13 protein-coding genes are annotated in these 17,589 nt (G+C 41.8%); 4 read left to right on the forward strand and 9 right to left on the reverse strand.

The window, feature by feature from the left end; genetic code table 11:
• Positions 1 to 46: 46 nt before the first annotated feature.
• From ACE1CI_RS11565 to ACE1CI_RS11575, 3 genes are all read right to left on the reverse strand, one after another.
• Entirely contained in the window at positions 47 to 1,165 is a 1,119-nt protein-coding gene (locus tag ACE1CI_RS11565) for an NAD-dependent epimerase/dehydratase family protein (RefSeq protein WP_413267383.1), read from the reverse strand.
• A 243-nt stretch (positions 1,166 to 1,408) separates the two neighbouring features.
• Positions 1,409 to 2,506 (reverse strand): Gfo/Idh/MocA family protein, encoded by a 1,098-nt coding sequence (locus ACE1CI_RS11570; RefSeq protein WP_413266560.1) that lies wholly within the window; start codon positions 2,504 to 2,506, stop codon positions 1,409 to 1,411.
• A 368-nt stretch (positions 2,507 to 2,874) separates the two neighbouring features.
• On the reverse strand, positions 2,875 to 3,162 hold the full coding sequence (locus ACE1CI_RS11575; RefSeq protein ID WP_413266559.1) for a hypothetical protein: 288 nt from the start codon (positions 3,160 to 3,162) through the stop codon (positions 2,875 to 2,877).
• Positions 3,163 to 3,550: 388 nt separating this feature from the next.
• Between ACE1CI_RS11575 and ACE1CI_RS11580 the strand changes: the two genes are divergently transcribed.
• From ACE1CI_RS11580 to ACE1CI_RS11590, 3 genes are all read left to right on the forward strand, one after another.
• Positions 3,551 to 3,673: a hypothetical protein gene (locus ACE1CI_RS11580; protein ID WP_413266558.1), complete on the forward strand. Its 123-nt coding sequence runs from the start codon at positions 3,551 to 3,553 to the stop codon at positions 3,671 to 3,673.
• Between the two features lie 142 nt (positions 3,674 to 3,815).
• Positions 3,816 to 5,153 (forward strand): 30S ribosomal protein S12 methylthiotransferase RimO, encoded by a 1,338-nt coding sequence (gene rimO, locus ACE1CI_RS11585; RefSeq protein ID WP_413266557.1) that lies wholly within the window; start codon positions 3,816 to 3,818, stop codon positions 5,151 to 5,153.
• Between the two features lie 108 nt (positions 5,154 to 5,261).
• Entirely contained in the window at positions 5,262 to 6,704 is a 1,443-nt protein-coding gene (locus ACE1CI_RS11590) for a DEAD/DEAH box helicase (RefSeq protein WP_413266556.1), read from the forward strand.
• A 276-nt stretch (positions 6,705 to 6,980) separates the two neighbouring features.
• On the opposite strand, the gene ACE1CI_RS11595 is transcribed toward ACE1CI_RS11590, so the two are convergent.
• A complete protein-coding gene (locus ACE1CI_RS11595; protein ID WP_413266555.1) occupies positions 6,981 to 8,399 on the reverse strand; it encodes a hypothetical protein in 1,419 nt (472 codons plus the stop codon).
• Between the two features lie 543 nt (positions 8,400 to 8,942).
• Complete coding sequence (locus tag ACE1CI_RS11600; protein ID WP_413266554.1) at positions 8,943 to 9,206, reverse strand: hypothetical protein; 264 nt, start codon at positions 9,204 to 9,206, stop codon at positions 8,943 to 8,945.
• Positions 9,207 to 10,244: 1,038 nt separating this feature from the next.
• Between ACE1CI_RS11600 and ACE1CI_RS11605 the strand changes: the two genes are divergently transcribed.
• On the forward strand, positions 10,245 to 13,391 hold the full coding sequence (locus ACE1CI_RS11605) for an EAL domain-containing protein (protein WP_496615415.1): 3,147 nt from the start codon (positions 10,245 to 10,247) through the stop codon (positions 13,389 to 13,391).
• A 43-nt stretch (positions 13,392 to 13,434) separates the two neighbouring features.
• On the opposite strand, the gene ACE1CI_RS11610 is transcribed toward ACE1CI_RS11605, so the two are convergent.
• From ACE1CI_RS11610 to ACE1CI_RS11625, 4 genes are all read right to left on the reverse strand, one after another.
• A complete protein-coding gene (locus ACE1CI_RS11610; protein ID WP_413266552.1) occupies positions 13,435 to 13,596 on the reverse strand; it encodes a hypothetical protein in 162 nt (53 codons plus the stop codon).
• 306 nt (positions 13,597 to 13,902) lie between these two features.
• Positions 13,903 to 14,526, reverse strand: a complete 624-nt coding sequence (locus ACE1CI_RS11615) for a cytochrome c oxidase subunit 3 (protein WP_413266551.1) — start codon at positions 14,524 to 14,526, stop codon at positions 13,903 to 13,905.
• An 86-nt stretch (positions 14,527 to 14,612) separates the two neighbouring features.
• Complete coding sequence (gene ctaD, locus ACE1CI_RS11620) at positions 14,613 to 16,298, reverse strand: cytochrome c oxidase subunit I (RefSeq protein ID WP_413266561.1); 1,686 nt, start codon at positions 16,296 to 16,298, stop codon at positions 14,613 to 14,615.
• 110 nt (positions 16,299 to 16,408) lie between these two features.
• Positions 16,409 to 17,389 carry a cytochrome c oxidase subunit II gene (locus ACE1CI_RS11625; protein WP_413266550.1) on the reverse strand — a complete coding sequence of 327 codons (981 nt, stop codon included), beginning with the start codon at positions 17,387 to 17,389 and terminating at the stop codon, positions 16,409 to 16,411.
• Positions 17,390 to 17,589: the final 200 nt, after the last annotated feature.

The raw sequence follows: 17,589 nt of genomic DNA on the forward strand, positions 1-17,589 counted from the left end.
CTGACTCTTGATTTATCTAACCTATTTTATCAGGCTTGTGGTATCTCTATTTTTTCAAGTATGGTTTAAAGCGATCGATTCTTGAAAGCCACTCAACCGAACGGCGACAACCTTCGTCAAAAGAAACAATTGGCTCATAGCCTAACAGCTTCTCTGCTTTAGTAAAGGGTAGCTTATACTCAGACTGTTGCAAAATTGACATCATCTCCGTCACCACTGGTTCTCCCTTCGGGATCGCGGCTGGGACTACGGGGGCTGGCTCTGGTTTTGGTGCTGGCTGCGCTGATTTGGGTTTTGACCGCTTCAACTTTTGTTTGAGATCCTCTGGGATCGTGGCTAAAGTTTTTTGCACAAATACTGATTCGCGGATAGAACCGATTAATTGCTGTTTCCGGCTATGGGTAAACTCTGGAACTGCGGGTGATGGTAGCTGCGTTGGATCGACTCCAAAGGCTTCCGCAAAGGGACGGTAAAAATCGAGCCAAGTCACCCGTTCGCGATCGCCTGCAAAAAATGCCTCTCCATCTGCCTCTTTTGCCGTAAACGCCAACCGCATCGCATGAATTAGATTATCAATATAGACGCTATTGCAGATGCCTTTACCTCCATTAATCAAATAAGCCCTACCTTGAACTAGCTGATCGGCTAATTCTGTCACCCAACGCGATCGAGGCCCAAACACAATCCCTGGTCGAAAAATTACCACCTCAACCGATCCTGTTTGGTGCAGTTGCAATAGTTGGCGTTCCGCATCGATTTTGGCGATATGTGTGGGAAAGTTGGGTTGATTTGTAATTGGTGGAGTAGCTTCAGTTGTCCCAGGTGCGGGAGCCGAGGTATGGACAATCATCGAACTAAGATAAATAATCCGGCGCACTCCGACTTTTTCGGCTGCTTTGTAAGTGGGCGCAACTGTACCCCGGATCAGTCCTGGAGTCCCCAAAATTGACTGAATAACCACATCACATCCTTTAAAGGCGGATTCTAAGGATGATTGGTCAAAGGAATTAGCAATCCGGCAATCTAATTTTTGCTGGGCTAGTTTTTCCAAGCTACTCTGAGAGTGAACGATCGGGCGAACTTCTGTAGTTCCTTCGACATTAAGCATTTCCACTGCTCGAGTGCCAACAAATCCTGTGGCTCCCACTATTCCAATTCGCATCATCTTCCTGCACTTTGTAACTTATGACTCAACATTAATTCATTAAAAAAGGGAACAGGGAAGAAGAGGTGGGGAGGTGGGTTCGGTTAGGGGAGGTAGGGAGAGTTGTTGATGTAAATTAAGGAAATTCCCCCATCCCCCCATCCCCCCATCCCCCCATCCCCCCATCTCCCCATCCCCCCATCCCCCCATCCCCCCATCCCCCCATCTCCCCATCCCCCCATCCCCCCATCCCCCCATCTCCCCTTAACAGGTTGTCATTGCTGGGAGCGTCAGACTCGGCAGCGAATTCAACTGTACTACTTGCCCAGTTGTTGCACTTTGATATGCTGCATCTACGATTTTCATGTTGACTAAACCTTCTGCTCCTCCGGGATTCGGTGTGCGGTTGGTTTGAATGCACTCAAAGAAGTGTGCCATTTGGCGATCGTACATGGATTGCGGATAGTGGTCTTGGCGGGGGAACTTAAATCCAGATTTGATCTCCACCACTTCCTTTCTCCTCAGCTTGGATCTCAGGCGTGTTGGTAATAACTTAACCAAATTGTTTTCTGGATTCAGGTTTGGCAGCAACAACCGAGTGGGAAAAAGTTGACCAAATCCTCTTGTGCCATAGAGTTGGGTGCTGGCTTGAGGGCCATCGCTATATGGTTGTCGCCAGCCTGATTCGATGTATGAAGTTGTACCATTATCCCAATTAACGATGATGATTCCGGTATCGTCTACGTCGGAGTCTTGATAATGCGTACCCATGCGAGCAAATACACTGACAGGTTGGGGATCGCCAAGCAAGAAGCGTGCTGTGTCGATCGCATGAATGCCGATATCTGCGATCGCGCCGCCTCCAGAAAGAGCCTTCTGGGTAAACCAACCTCCGGGTCCCCAGTGAGTATGTATGCCATATCCTTTTGTACGGATGATTCTGCCCAATTTACTGGTGCGCTTTTTCAGCCATTGTGTTTCTTCATCGAAGCGCCAACAGTGTCCCACCATTAGCACTACGTTGGCTCTTAAGCTAGCTTCCCACACCTGCTCGGCTTCGATCGCATTGAGCGCCATCGGCTTTTCCACCAACACAGGTACTTTGGCTCTGAGTGCGGCGATCGCTTGTGGCGCGTGCAGGAAGTTCGGCGTACCAATAATCAACGCATCGAACTTTGCCTCAGCAAGTGCTTCTTCTAGAGTGGTGTATTGATTGGCGATCGAAAACTTTTGCGCGAATTTACCAGCTTGCTGGGCAAACTTTTCAATCACAGCCACTAGCTCACCCCCCTGAGCTTGGACGGCTCTGGCGTGAACTTCGGCAATATGACCCGCTCCAGCAATTGCAACTTTCAATGTCATGTGTTTGTCCTCAAATCTAAATCACTAAATTTAGAGCCACTTTTTCACCCAGATTCCGGCATCCTTTTCCATTTCTTTCTAGCTTCTGTGGCTCATCCATCGAAGCCTCAAGCGTGAAGATGCTAACCCTAAGTCATTGAATCTGTGGATAACTATAATTTCATCTATCGATTATTATTTAGCATAGGATAAGGAGTGATTAAAAGCGTTGCTCAGAGATCTTTACAGAAGCTTTAAATTAATAGCTAAATAATCGATATTCTTAAAGATATTCTCTACTTCAAGACCTAAAAAACCTATTTTCTTTAGAAAAAATTCAGGCTTTCAGGTTTAGCTATTTACCCGAAACCTAGTTTTTCGCTCTAGTGCTATATCTGAGCAGCTAAATAATCAATATTCTTAACAATATTTTCTACTTTTAGATTGGAGCCTGTTGCCGTGAGGGAAAGAATTCCCAGCAGTGGTTCTCGAAAATTATTTTCATTAATTGCGGTTTTAGCGAGTCCTTTTTTCCCTGGTGAAATTACAGTTGATGTGGCTGATTCTTCCGGCTGTTGTAATTGATGATGTTTTTGCCGTTTATGAGTTGGGAAAATCTTGATACCTTGAGTAGTTTTGCTTGGCTTTATTTGGCTAATTTCGTTGAGAATTTCCACCAATAAACGCTAAGTTACTAGTTATTAATGATACTTTTGATTCAGGTTATGTATTGTATGTAACTGAATTTTTCTCAATACCAGCCCCCAGGGAGAGGCAAAGATGCGGGGAGAATTTGGCAAAATTTTTCTACCTTAACTTCTTTTACTTGGGTTTGGCGGCTAGGAAGTTACAAATTCTCTTAAATTTCCAGAAAAAGTCAAAATAAATTTACAAAACTTTTTTGGCAAAAGTAGAGTATTTTAGAGCGAAAATAAATTAAATAGGCGATTTAAAGGGTTGGGATTTATCGGGATAGTTATTTAGCTAGTTTGCTGAATATAGTTCTGATTTACTGCGATTTAGGTCAAAGTTGACGAAAATGAGAGAAAAAATTTTTGTTTAGATATGTTGAGAATGTTAATTTTGCGCTACGATTCTAGTACTGACCTAGATGCGATCGCGCAGGACGCAGGCTACCTCAAAAGTATGCCAAAGCGCCTGTGGGCTGAATCAGCTTACTCATTGTAGTAGCCTGTGAAAAGGAACGACCTATCGCTCCGTTGTCGATCGCATCCTAAGCATAAAGACCCAGTTTGCCAAAACAAAAGTCGGAATGCTTATGCGACAAACGAACGAACGAACCTTCTCAATTCGCTAAATGCCTCACACAATGGGCCAACAGCCAACGATTGCAATTACTCATCTAGGATGTGAAAAAAACCGCATCGATACCGAACATATACTGGGACTGTTAGTACAAGCAGGATACCAGGTTGACAGCAACGAAGAATTAGCAGACTACGTGATTGTTAATACGTGCAGCTTTATCCAAGCAGCACGGGAAGAATCCGTGCGTACCATCGCTGAATTGGTGGAGACTGGCAAAAAGGTAGTAATCACCGGGTGCATGGCGCAACACTTCCAAAACGAGCTACTCGAAGGTTTCCAAAAACAGGAAAACCAAACAGGAGAAGCAGTAGCCGTCGTCGGTACTGGTGATTATCACAAGATTGTCAATGTAATTCAGCAAGTACAGCAAGGAGAAAAAGTTACCGAAATTTCCCAATTGCCGACTTTTATCGCTGACGAAAATATTCCCCGCTATCGCACCACACCGGAAGCGGTAGCATATTTGCGGGTAGCCGAAGGGTGTGATTACCGCTGCGCGTTTTGTATTATCCCCCATTTAAGAGGGGATCAGCGATCGCGTACAATAGAGTCGATCGTCGCCGAAGCCAAGCGACTAGTTACCGAAGGCGTAAAAGAAATTATCCTGATTTCCCAAATTACCACTAACTACGGGTTAGACATTTACGGAAAACCAATGCTAGCAGAACTATTGCGAGCCTTGGGAGAAGTAGAAGTACCTTGGATTCGCGTACATTATGCCTATCCTACCGGATTAACGAAAGAGGTAATTAAAGCATTTCAGGAAACGCCAAACGTCTTACCGTATCTAGACCTTCCCTTACAACATTCCCATCCCGAAGTGCTAAAAGCCATGAATCGTCCTTGGCAAGGGCGAGTAAATGACGCAATCATTGATAGAATTAAAGAGGCGCTGCCACAGGCCGTGTTACGAACAACATTTATCGTTGGGTTTCCTGGAGAAAGGTCGGAACATTTCCAGCACCTAGTACAATTTGTTCAGCGCCACGAGTTCGATCATGTAGGTGTATTCACCTTCTCTCCAGAAGAAGGAACCCCAGCGTATAGTTTGCCGAATCAATTACCCCAATCTGTGATGGATGAGCGTCGGGACATCCTGATGCGAGTTCAACAGCCTATTTCCCAGAAAAAGAATCAACAATCAATTGGGAAAATAGTAGATGTATTAATTGAGCAAGAAAACCCCGATACTGGGGAATTAATCGGTCGCTCAACCAGATTTTCGCCAGAAGTCGATGGATTAGTCTACGTCACGGGTAATGCCGCACTGGGTTCAATTGTCCCGGTGAAAATTACAGACGCAGATATATACGACCTCTATGGATACACGACTAGCTAATAGCTATTAGCTAATGGCTAACAATCAGGACTAGTGGTAACTAGCCATTAGTTCTTAGCGAAAAAACACCTATCAACTTAAACAACTTATCAAAGTAAAAGCAAATTCATGACTATAACTTTCAAAAACTTAGGTCTTTCAGAAACTCGCGTTCAACAATTAGAAAAACTGGGTCTGACAACTCCTACTACAATTCAAACTCAAGCAATTCCACATTTATTAGCTGGGCGCGATGTGGTAGGACAATCTCAAACTGGAACTGGTAAAACAGCTGCTTTTTCTTTACCTATTCTGGAAAGAATTGACCTGAGTCAAAAAGCAGTACAAGCACTTATTCTGACTCCTACCCGCGAACTAGCATTACAAGTCGGAAATGCGATTCGTGACTTTAGTGGTGCTACTAGCGAACTTCCCACCAAGGAAGCGCGGAATTTGTGGGTATTGCCAGTATATGGTGGTCAAGCAATTGAACGCCAAATCCGTCGCTTGCAACAAGGCGTGCAAATTGTGGTGGGAACACCCGGACGGGTAATTGATTTGTTGGAACGCGGAGATTTGAAACTTGACCAAGTTAGCTGGTTAGTATTGGATGAAGCTGACGAAATGTTGAGCATGGGCTTTATTGATGATGTGGAAAAAATCCTCAAGCAAGTACCAGCTGAACGGCAAACAGCTTTCTTCTCTGCTACCATGCCTCCAGTGATTCGCGAGTTGATTACTAAGTTTTTGCGATCGCCAATCACTGTTACAGTAGAACAACCCAAAGCTGCACCGAAGCAAATCAACCAAGTAGCTTACATGGTGCCCCCAGGATGGACAAAAGCTAAGGCGCTTCTACCAATTTTGGAAATGGAAGATCCTGAATCTGCCTTAATCTTTGTCCGTACTCGCAAAGCTGCTGCTGAACTGACTAACCAATTGCAAGCGGCTGGTCATAGTGTAGATGAATATCACGGCGACCTCAACCAACAAGCGCGGGAACGGTTGTTACTCCGCTTCCGTCAGCGTCAAGTTCGTTGGGTAGTAGCGACAGATATTGCTGCTAGAGGTTTAGATGTGGATCATCTGACTCATGTGATTAACTATGACTTACCCGATAGTGTGGAAAGCTACGTTCACCGCATTGGTCGGACAGGTCGTGCAGGTCGGGAAGGTACAGCGATTTCTTTGATTCAATCTTTGGATCGCCGGAAACTGCGGTTAATTGAACGGCACGTTAGACAAAATCTGAAGATTGCTTCAGTTCCTACCCGTTCTCAAATTGAATCACGTCACTTGGAAAAATTGCAAGACCGAGTGCGGGAAGCATTAGCGGGCGAACGGATGGCTTCTTTCTTGCCGATCGTGGCTAAACTGAGTGAAGAGTATGAGGTGCATACGATCGCAGCAGCAGCGCTACAAATGGCTTACGATCAAACTCGTCCCGCTTGGATGAAGTCAGACAATTACAGTGCTGAAGATGAAGCTGCAATTAATGGTAAACCCAAACCCGTCCTAAAGCGCAGCAAACCTGCTGCACCAGCAAAGGTAGAACTCGAAAGCAAGAAATAACTCAGAAATGTATGTTGTTGCGCTTTAGCGCTGAAGCGCAACAACGTACCTGAGTCTGAAATTTGGGTAAAAAAAAGCCTGCAAAAGCAGGTTTTTTTGTGTTATTAACTCAATAGATCTAAAATGTTACTTTGTGCTACCAAATCCGGCTCGAATACTCCTGCTATTCTTTAGTCCTTATATGGGGACGAGAGTTTTTGTACTGGGGATTTCGATCGCCTTTTGATACACCAAGGGGTTAGCTCACCCGGATTTGGTATTCGTGAAATCACCTGACTAACCCGTAACAACGGTATTAGGGATTAGATTGGCGATGTTAAATGATTTGCTACCAATTCTTAAGGTTTCAAACTCGGTGACGTTCATGGTGATACCGCCAGATGTAAATGTCACAAACGTATTAGCATTAACAGTTGCAGAACCAACGGTATAAGTTCCTGTTGGTAATTCCACGATGTCTGTACCGCCTCCACCATAGAAATTGCCAGTGCCAAAACCCCGGAGACGGTCTTGGTCAGTGCCGAAAATGATACTACCCGTGCCAGTAAAGGTTCCTACTGTCCCAGCGGATGTTAAGGCAGCGACCGTATTGTTACCATTACCGAGATTGATAACGCCATCGTTATAGATGCCAACGGTTCCTCTGCCAGTCAGAACGTCTGTGCCACCTCCGGTTTGGATGGTGCTAGCGAACTCGTTACGGATGCCAACACCCGCAGTGCCAGTAGCAGTGCCAGTTATGGTATCAGCGCCATCGCCAGTGACGATCACGGAAAATAGGTTGTTGATACCGCTGTTACCGCCCGTTCCAGAAATTGTGTTAGTACCAGTTCCGACTTGGATGGTGCTGCCAAATTGGTTCAGGATGCCATCAAAAGATCCGCTTCCGGTGATTTTCTTATTATCATTGCCAGCCTCGATTTTGGCTTCCCACTCGTTGATGATACCGTAGAACCCACCGCCCGATACACTGCCAGTGATGGTGTCGTTACCATTTCCGGTTCGGATAATAGCAGCATTACCAGAATTTCTGATCCCATTGCCATTCCCAGTGATGGTGTCTCTGCCATCACCAGTCTCGATGATGCCTTCGTTATTGATACCAATGAACCCACCCGTGCCAGTGATGGTATCTCTGGCATCAGCATTACTGCCTGTTCTGATAATGGCACCACGACCGTTATTGATGCCAATGTCCCCAGCAATGCCAGTGATAGTGTCACTCTCAAGACCAGTTTCGATGGTACCAAGGTTGGATATTCCGTAAAAGTTGGGTGTACCAAAGATGGCAGAGAAGGTATTAGTTGCAGTTCCAGAGATGGTATTCGCGCCATTTCCTAAGTTGATGATGGAACCCGATCCAGTTTTAATACCAAATTTCCCACCACTTCCCGAAAGGGAATCATTGCCATTGCTAGTTTGGAAGGTGCCATCGTTATTGATCCCACTATCTGCACCAACACCAATCACGCCCAACCGACCGAGACCTATTTTCTGGAGGGTGGCACCCGTAAAAATGTTGAGTCCGATAGACCCACCACTTCCTTGGAGGGAGTCGCCGCCACTCCGAGTATCTGCGACAGTTCCACTGAGGACAATAAAGCCCCCATTCGCATCGACAACGGTGTTAGCTCCGTCACTCCACAAACCATTTGCAAGTCCAGTCCAACCAGTGTTTGTCAGGGTAGTCGTCATAGAAATAACTCCAAAATATTTCAAAAAGTTGAATTAGACTCCGGCAATAGAATTAGATTTGAGGTACAGACTTGAAAACGTTCTTGGTTATGTTGCACGCCTGCGATCGCCGTTACCAAGTCTAGGGAATCAACAGATACTCATGACAATCCGCGATCGCCTGCATTGCAGGCGATTTTTGAGCTTTTATGAGTAACCCGTTAATTTTTGGTTTGATAAAGGATATTTCGCTAAAAAGCTCCAGAATACCTACTCTTTAGACTCTTAAGTTGGTTTTCTGGTGCAGAAAGATTAACAGCATATTCGTTCTCAGTAAGCCTGTCTACTATTATTCTTTAAAATTCGTTAATATACAATAATACGGAGAATTTTTGTAAAAAATTTATAAATTTGCGCCAATGTATAAATTTATTGTAAAAATAACATCTCGCTCGTTGATACGGGGAGTATAATCACGGAAGATAGAAGTTTAACATTTATCAAAATCTCCACAGTTTTACTGAACACAAGGATATTTAGCTTTTCTTCAGTTGCCTTCTGCCTTCAATCAATATCTGAGTGTTGCTTTTGCTGCATGAATTGTTTCATTGATTGGCGACGATTGAGCATAAATTTGTGCCAAAAACCGGGGTATAAATCGTCCATCGTTTTGGTAATAGACCAAATTTCCATGCCGATCAAGTTGTGTAAAGAGCGATCGGATTTTTGCAATTCTTCCAGGTGTTGAGCAATATTTACTAAACTTTGTGTATCAGGAACTACTTGATTTTTTGGTTCAGGAGGTTGATAAACATTTAACTGTAGCATAGTTAGCAACTCTTATTGAGCGAATTTGGATACATCTTTACCAGAAAGCCATTGTAGAACACCCCACCGGAATTACTAGTGCAGTGCAGCAGAAATAACCAATCAGTTGAAAACAGGTAAATAGCTGGACAGAAAAGCTAATCAAACTCTTCTGCTCTAGAGCCTTCTGCCTTTCTTATAGTATTAAACTAATATTTAGCATTAATTTTACCTATTGCACCTGATGAGGAGTAAATTTTACGATTGCTTGATAAAAAGCTTGGGAAAATTTAAGTACTCTTGTTACACAGCAAGGTTGTGTAGCCTTTTTCTTGCCTTGTGAGGCAGACCTAAGTGTGATTTTCTGTTAAGACTTCCCGAAAACCAGAGACTCTTGGGACTTATGCCCCATAACCCAAAAACCTGGCCTCTCGTTCTTACCCAAAGGCCCACATCAAGAAATTACCTTAAGAAATTGGGGTAAATGCGGTTTGGAGCATAAGTCTTAACTCTGTAGTTCATGCGCCTGAGAATTGCTATAGTGTGGTTTTATACAATACAGATTAGCTTACTTTAGAAAAATTTATAAATTTTGGCAAAACTAGTTAATACCATACATTACTTAGACTTAGCCAAATTCACACATAAAGTTAAATTTAACTGCTATAACCAGTATATTCAGATATCATTCAGCTAGGAACCATGAAAGAACAATCACAAAAATTGTTAACAGGAACCAGGTGGGAATATGGAATAAATCCAGGAGGCTTAAGGGAGTGAATACTAAAACTTGAGTTACGAAAGCACCACTAATTATTAAGAGTATAAGTAATCCAAATGTAGGCATAGCATCTACCATTTCAACAAAGACAAACTCAATTATAGCAAAGCAACCACATTATTCTGGAATTTTGATAGTTACTTATGTTACTAGTAATTAATTTTAAAGGCAATTCCCGACCAGCTGGCAAATTAATTTTCATTTATTCATTTTTATCAAGCTTGTGGTTTTTATTGACTTCACAAGTGTTTATTTGGTTAACTAAAAACAGCCTAACTTTGAGATACTTACACATATTCGCAGACTGGACTTTTGTACTTCTTAGTGCTTGGTTACTCTACTACTCAATTAGTCGGTTACAGCGACAACTACAACAAAATAAACAAGAATATTACAACTTATTTAATCATACGATCGAAGGAATTTATCAAGTATTGCCTTCAGGAAGTTATATCAATGCTAATCTGGCTTTAGCACATATTTATGGCTATACTCATCCCCAAGAAGTGATCGCTAATTGTAATTGGCAAAACTTAGATGTTGACTATCAAAAACGGGAAAATTTTATTAACAAATTGTATAGGAATGGTACTGTTCATGGAGAAGTGTTTGAAATTTACCGCCGGGATGGAAGCATTATTTGTGTAGTAGAAAATGCCTGTGCTGTCCGAGATAGTTTGGGAAAGTTATTGTACTATCAAGGCACAGTTCAAGAGATAAGTAATCATAACGATTCTACAGAGGGTGAAGAGGAATTATCAGAAGACAGCAGTACTATATTGACGGCTGTGATTGAAGGAATGACTGATGCGGTATTTGTAAAAAATCATCAGGGAAGATATTTAATGACCAATGAACCGGGTGCTAGGTTCTTGGGAAAATCGGTTAATCAAGTGTTAAATGCTTATGATTGGGAATTGTTTCCGCGAGAGGTGGCGCAACAAATTAGGGAGAGCGATCGCTTAGTATTAGCCACAGGAGAAACAGTAACTTATGAGCAAATTACTACTATTTTAGATAAAAACAATCTACTTGTATCCCGAAGTTTTATCGTTAGTAAAAGTGTTTACCATAATTCGGAAGGAAAAACTTTAGGATTACTTTCTATTGCTAAAGATATCACTGATTATAAACAGGTAGAGGAAGAAAAAAGCCAACTATTAGAACAAGTAAAAAAAGATATTGAAGATTTAGCAGCGCTGGCTGAAGCAACAACAAATGTTCCCAATACTAGAGATTTAAAACAACTACTAGATACATTATTACAGCAGATAGTCGAAGTTTTATCAGCAGATACCGCAGTAATTTTATTAGAAAAGAGTGGTTATTTGCGCTACACAAATGGAGTAGGAGTCAGTCCAGAAATTAGTATATATTATGAAGTGCCTGTTGGCGAAGGATTTGCAGGTACTATTGCTAAATTTATGGAACCATTATATGTTAAAGATACAATTAATGAACCTACTATAGAAGTATTGAATGCTACTTCGTTGACATTCATTCTAGAGCAGGGAATTCATACGATGTTGGGTGTACCACTCAAACGCAACGGCAACTGTATTGGTGTGATCCACTTGGGTTGGTGCCAGATTCATCCGTATAATGAACGAGAACTACACCTTTTAGAAATTACAGCTGAGCGTTGTGCAATGGCGATCGTTAATACTGAACTTTACGAGCAGACTCAAAGATTGCAGAAATTACGACAATTACAAATTGAGCGAATGCCGATCGGATTTATTCTTACCGATCCTGACTTCCATTTCTTAGATTGGAATCCGGCTGCGGAAACGATTTTTGGTTTTACTAAAGAAGAAATTCTAGGAAGACATATATTTACTATTGTTCCTGAATCAGCGAAAACTAACTTTGGCATAGTTTTGCTGCGGCTAAGTCAAGGAGATATGACTGCTCATAGCATTAATGAAAATATTACGAAGTCAGGAAAAACTATTATTTGTGAATGGCGGAATACTCCACTTCAAGAAACTGATGGCACAATTTATGGTCATTTGTTCATGGTGCAAGATATCACCGAGTTAAGAAAAGCGCAGGAAGAAAGACTGCGTTATGCTTTTTATGATGCGTTGACTGGGCTACCAAATAGGGCTTGGTTTTTAGAACATTTGGGCAAAGTTTTACAACGAGCAACGAAGGATTATCAGGAGATTAACCGCTCGGCAAGTCCGAATTTCTCTGTGCTTTTTCTCAATTTAGAACGCTTTGAAATAGTTAAATCTAGCTTAGGACATTTAATAGCAGATAAACTGCTAATTGCTACGGCGCGACAGTTAGAAAATTGTTTGCGCCCAACTGATAAAGTTGCTTATTTAGGTAGAGATGAGTTTGCAATTTTATTAGAAGATATTTCGGATGCTAAGATTGCCAAGGAAATAGCTAACCGAATTTATCAACAATTAAGCTTGCCTTTTAATTTAGATGGGCATGAAATATTTTCTAGCGCTAGTATTGGGATTGCGATTAGTAAAGAGTTGTGTGATTTACCTGATTATCAGCGTCCAGAGGACTTTTTGCGAGCAGCAGATACGGCGATGCACTCAGCGAAAGGTGGTAGGACTCCAGTGGTATTTGAGACAAATATGTATACTCGTGCTTTGTCTCGTTTGCAGTTGGATACTGATTTAAGAAGAGCGATCGCACTGATTTCCAAATGCAATAATGAAACCCAAGAATTTGAATTATATTATCAACCAATTGTCTGCTTAAAAACCGATCAAATTAAGGGCTTTGAAGCTCTAATTCGGTGGAATCATCCAACTAGAGGATTAGTTTCACCAGCTGAGTTTATTCCAGTTGCAGAAGAGAGTAGGTTAATTATTCCGATCGGACTATGGACGCTAAGAACAGCTTGTCAACAATTGCGAATTTGGCAACGACAATTTCAGCGCAGTTTAATGATGAGTGTTAATCTTTCCGGTATTCAATTAGAACAAGCTAATCTGGCTTCACAAATTGAAGGAGTTTTGGGAGAAATTTGGATTGCACCTAACACTTTAAAGCTGGAAATTACCGAAAGTGCTATTATGAAAAATACTGAATCTGTGCCAGCTTTGTTAGATCAAATTAAACAAAATAAAGTGCTTTTGGCGATTGATGATTTTGGGACGGGTTATTCATCTTTGAGTTATTTACATCGGTTTCCGATCGATACTTTAAAGATCGATCGCTCTTTCGTCAGTCGCATGACTTACGATGGCGAAAATTTAGAAATTGTGCGATTAATTGTGACTTTGGCTCATACTTTAGGAATGGATGTCACCGCCGAAGGAGTAGAAACATTGGAGCAATTAACTTTATTGAAAAGTTTAGGATGTGAGTATGGACAAGGTTATTTCTTTTCTAAACCATTAAATCAAAAAGCCGCTACAGAATTTTTAGAAAAAAATTTAGGAGTTCAATACTAGATCCCCGACTTCACAGAAGAAGTCGGGGATCTATATTATGTCACTAAAAGTAAGTGAAGTAACTATTTTGCAGATTTAAGTCGGTGAGATTTTCGACGATCGCAATTAGTTCATTCACACCCGGAGTTTTTTGATAAATAGCTGTTCCTTTCGGCATTCCTTCGGGAGTAGCAGCTAATACGTAAGTATTTGCTGAACCGCGCAAGACGATAGTTAAATAATTAAGTAATAATATTGATTACGTAAATCTGAGATCTTGCACCTAGACTCAGATCTTGCAGCAATGGAGGTAGAACCTCCCAGATACTCGTTCCCTGGTTGAACCTGGGAACGAGGTGATAAAAAACCCCCAGCAGGGGGCATTTTTACCGAAATGCTAAGCTGTTAGGCATTTAAAAGTCATATTGTAGGGTGCGTCAGAAGGGGATATTTTTCTTTCTATATCAGGCTTTACCGTCTGACGCACCCTACTCGTTAATAAGTGATTTAAATGCGTAACAGCTTATTTGTTTTAAAGAATGTAGAGCAGTAAGAACAGCACAATCCAAACAATATCTACAAAGTGCCAATAAACTTCTGCTGCTTCTACCCCAAAGTGATTTTCTGAACTGTAATGTCCTTGTTTGAGCGATCGCCACAACACGCCCAAAATTAACAGAATACCGAAACAAACGTGCATTCCGTGAAAACCAGTCAAAACGTAAAAAGTGCTGGCATAAAGATTAGTTTTCAAGCCAAATTCTAAATGAGCATATTCGTAAACTTGACCTGCTAAGAAAATCACTCCCATGATCGCAGTGATCAAAAACCAAGTTCGCAAACTTGCCACATTATTGTTTTTTACCGCAGTATCACCTTTATGAATTACAAAACTACTAGCAATCAGAATTGCGGTGTTAATTCCTGGTAGTAATAACTCTCTTTCTGGAGTACCTTCTGGGGGCCAAACTGGGGCAACGGCGCGAAAGGTTAAATAGGCAGCAAACAAACCTAAAAAGATCATCCCTTCCGCAACTAGGAATACAATAATGCCAAAAATTCGATGATCGGGATGTGCTTCGTGATGACTTGCTGCTTGGGCTGCACCATGATAATTTAGGGAAGTTTTAGACTCGTCAATTGTGGGACTTTGCATAATTTCCTGATTTTGTCATTGGTCATTTGTGTTGTTTTTCTTAAGATCCCCGACTTCTTGAAGAAGTCGGGGATCTAGAAAGCCGATTAGCCAACGTCTACTTTAACTTCAGCTAGTAATTCTTCGACTGATTTTTCTCCTTCAATGTCTTCAAAATCGATGCCATAATCGTAAGGGCCAGACCATAAAACAGGTTCTTCATGGAAGTTTTCTACTGGTGGAGGAGAACTAGTCATCCATTCCAAAGTTAGAGCTTTCCAAGGATTACCTGAAGCTTTTGGCCCATACATCCAACTCCAGATCGCATTTACCAGAAAAGGAATTGTGGACACTGCCAAAATGTAAGCCCCAATAGTAGCTACTAAATTGAGTGTGGCAAATTTGGGGTCATATTCTGCCACCCTTCTGGGCATACCTTCTAAGCCTAGTTTGTGCATTGGTAAAAAGCACAAATTAAAGCCAATAAGTGTGAGTGCAAAGTGTATTCTTCCCCAAGTTTCATTGACCATTCTGCCTGTCATTTTGGGGAACCAATGGTATATTCCGGCGTAGAGTCCGAACACGCTACCACCGAATAAAACGTAGTGCAAGTGAGCGACTACAAAATATGTGTCGTGAACGTGAATGTCAACGGGTACGGAGGCTAACATGATGCCACTTAAGCCGCCAATGACAAACATGGAGACAAAACCCATGCCAAATAACATGGCACTATTTAGGTTTAATTTGCCTCCCCAAATTGTGGCTAACCAACTGAATACTTTAATTCCTGTGGGGATAGCAATTACCATTGTGGCGATCATGAAAAACATTCTTAACCAGGCGGGAGTACCACTGGTAAACATATGGTGTGCCCAGACAATTAGCCCCAAAAAGCTAATTGCTAAACTGGAATATGCGATCGCTCGATACCCAAAAATTGGCTTGCGGGAATGCACTGGCAAAATATCAGAAATCATCCCAAACATCGGCAGAATCATAATATAAACTGCCGGGTGGGAATAGAACCAGAACATATGTTGATAAACGATCGGATCGCCGCCACCAGTGGGGTTAAAAAATGCCGTTCCTGCTACCAAATCAAAACTGAGCAGAATTAAAGCACCTGCTAATACTGGAGTGGAAACAATAACTAATGCCGAAACTGCTAACATTGACCAGCAAAATAACGGCATTTGATGCAATCCCATTCCCGGAAGTCGCATCTTTAAAATGGTGACGAGGAAATTTACCGCTCCTAAAATTGAAGAAGTTCCTAATATCAGAACGCTAAGAATCCAAATCAATTCACCCGCTTGACCATTAATTAAACTCAATGGTGGGTAAGATGTCCAACCAGATCCAGCTGCGCCGACAAAGAAACTACTTAAAAGTAAAATTCCTCCAGGGGGAATCATCCAAAAAGCCACAGCATTTAATTTCGGAAATGCCATGTCTTTGGCTCCGATCATTAAGGGAATTAAATAGTTACCAAATCCCCCTGTACCCGCCGGAACAATCCACAAGAAAATCATAATTGTGGCGTGGATTGTAAAAAAGCTATTGTAAAGTTCTCGGCTGACAAAATCGGAATCTGGAGTAGCTAATTCGGTGCGTACAGCAGAAGCTAATGCTCCACCGATGAGATAGAAAACAAATGTTGTCACTAGGTATTGAATGCCAATTACCTTGTGATCTGTGGAAAAGCCAAAGTATTTCCGCCAATCACCGCCAGTTGTAGTTTCAGCGGTATGACCTAAATTGGCTGATTCTGTTACCTGAAGTTGTGTCATAAGAATTGCTAGTTGGTGTTTGGTAGTTGGTAGTTGGTAGTTGTTTTTTTTGGGATTTGATGTCAGCACAAAATTCCCTCACCAATTACCAACTACCCACTACCGATTACCTAATGAATGTGTAATTGTTGCAGAGTATCTGAATTAATTCCCATTTCTTGAGCGTAGGGAGTGAGGAATTCAGAAGTGGACATATTTTCGGGATTTACTGCTACTGCTTGATTTAAATTTTCTTGGTTAGCAGCAATTTGAGATTGTATCCAAGTATCAAACTCTTCTGGTGTTTCTACGATTACTTGGGTTTTCATTGCACCATGATAAGAACCACAAAGTTCTGCACAAACTACGGGGTAAGTACCTGGGATTTTGGGAGTAAATCGTAGTTGAGTTTCTCTACCAGGAATTGCATCTTGTTTTAGGCGAAATTGCGGTACCCAAAAGGCGTGAATTACGTCATTTGCAGAAATGTTGAGTTTGACTTCACGACCTACGGGAACGTGCAATTCGCCTGCGGTAACACCACTATCAGGGTAATTAAATAACCAAGCAAATTGCAACCCTGTAACGTTGATGTTTAAGTCTGGATTTTGACCTTGTTCTTCTGGAGAAGCACCGACACCTAATGCTAATTGATTGTTGGTTGTGGGTGAGTCTGTTTCGTCGTTTAATGTGGCTGCGATCGCTGCTCCTGACATCTTGCTATGATGCGCCATAGTACCATGAGCCGCCATTGGATCTAAGCCACCCATTGAGTTATAAACTTCAAAACTGTAGACTCCAACGATGAGAATAATTACTGCTGGAATTGCTGTCCAGAGAATTTCTAAGGGTACATTACCATGAATTGGCGGCCCATCTGTCGGGTCGTTGGGACGTTTCCGAAATCTGAACAGGCTGTAAATTAAAACACATTGAACTATCAGAAATAAACCTGTAGCAATGGTCATCATCATATTAAATAAACCGTCTACCAAAGGTGCTTCTTCTGACACCGCTTCTGGCAGTAAGTTATGATTTTGACCATACCAAAGACTGACAAGGGTCAGTACAATTCCGGCAATGAGTGTAGTAATGTTACTTGGGATTTTCACGGCTAATTATAATTGCTTGCACTACTGCTTAGTTTGTTTGATTTGCTAGGAACCAAATTTGATTTGAGGTCGATCAAACAGTAAAACAGATCCGTCTTGATTGTAGACAAGCTATCACCTATTTCGCTATTTGGTCTTTTAACAAGATAATGCAAGATTCGATCGATGTGCAGAATCAAAAGGCAGATTTTTTTGGTAAT

The organism is Floridaenema flaviceps BLCC-F50 (assembly GCF_041929275.2).
Taxonomy (GTDB): domain Bacteria; phylum Cyanobacteriota; class Cyanobacteriia; order Cyanobacteriales; family Aerosakkonemataceae; genus Floridanema; species Floridanema flaviceps.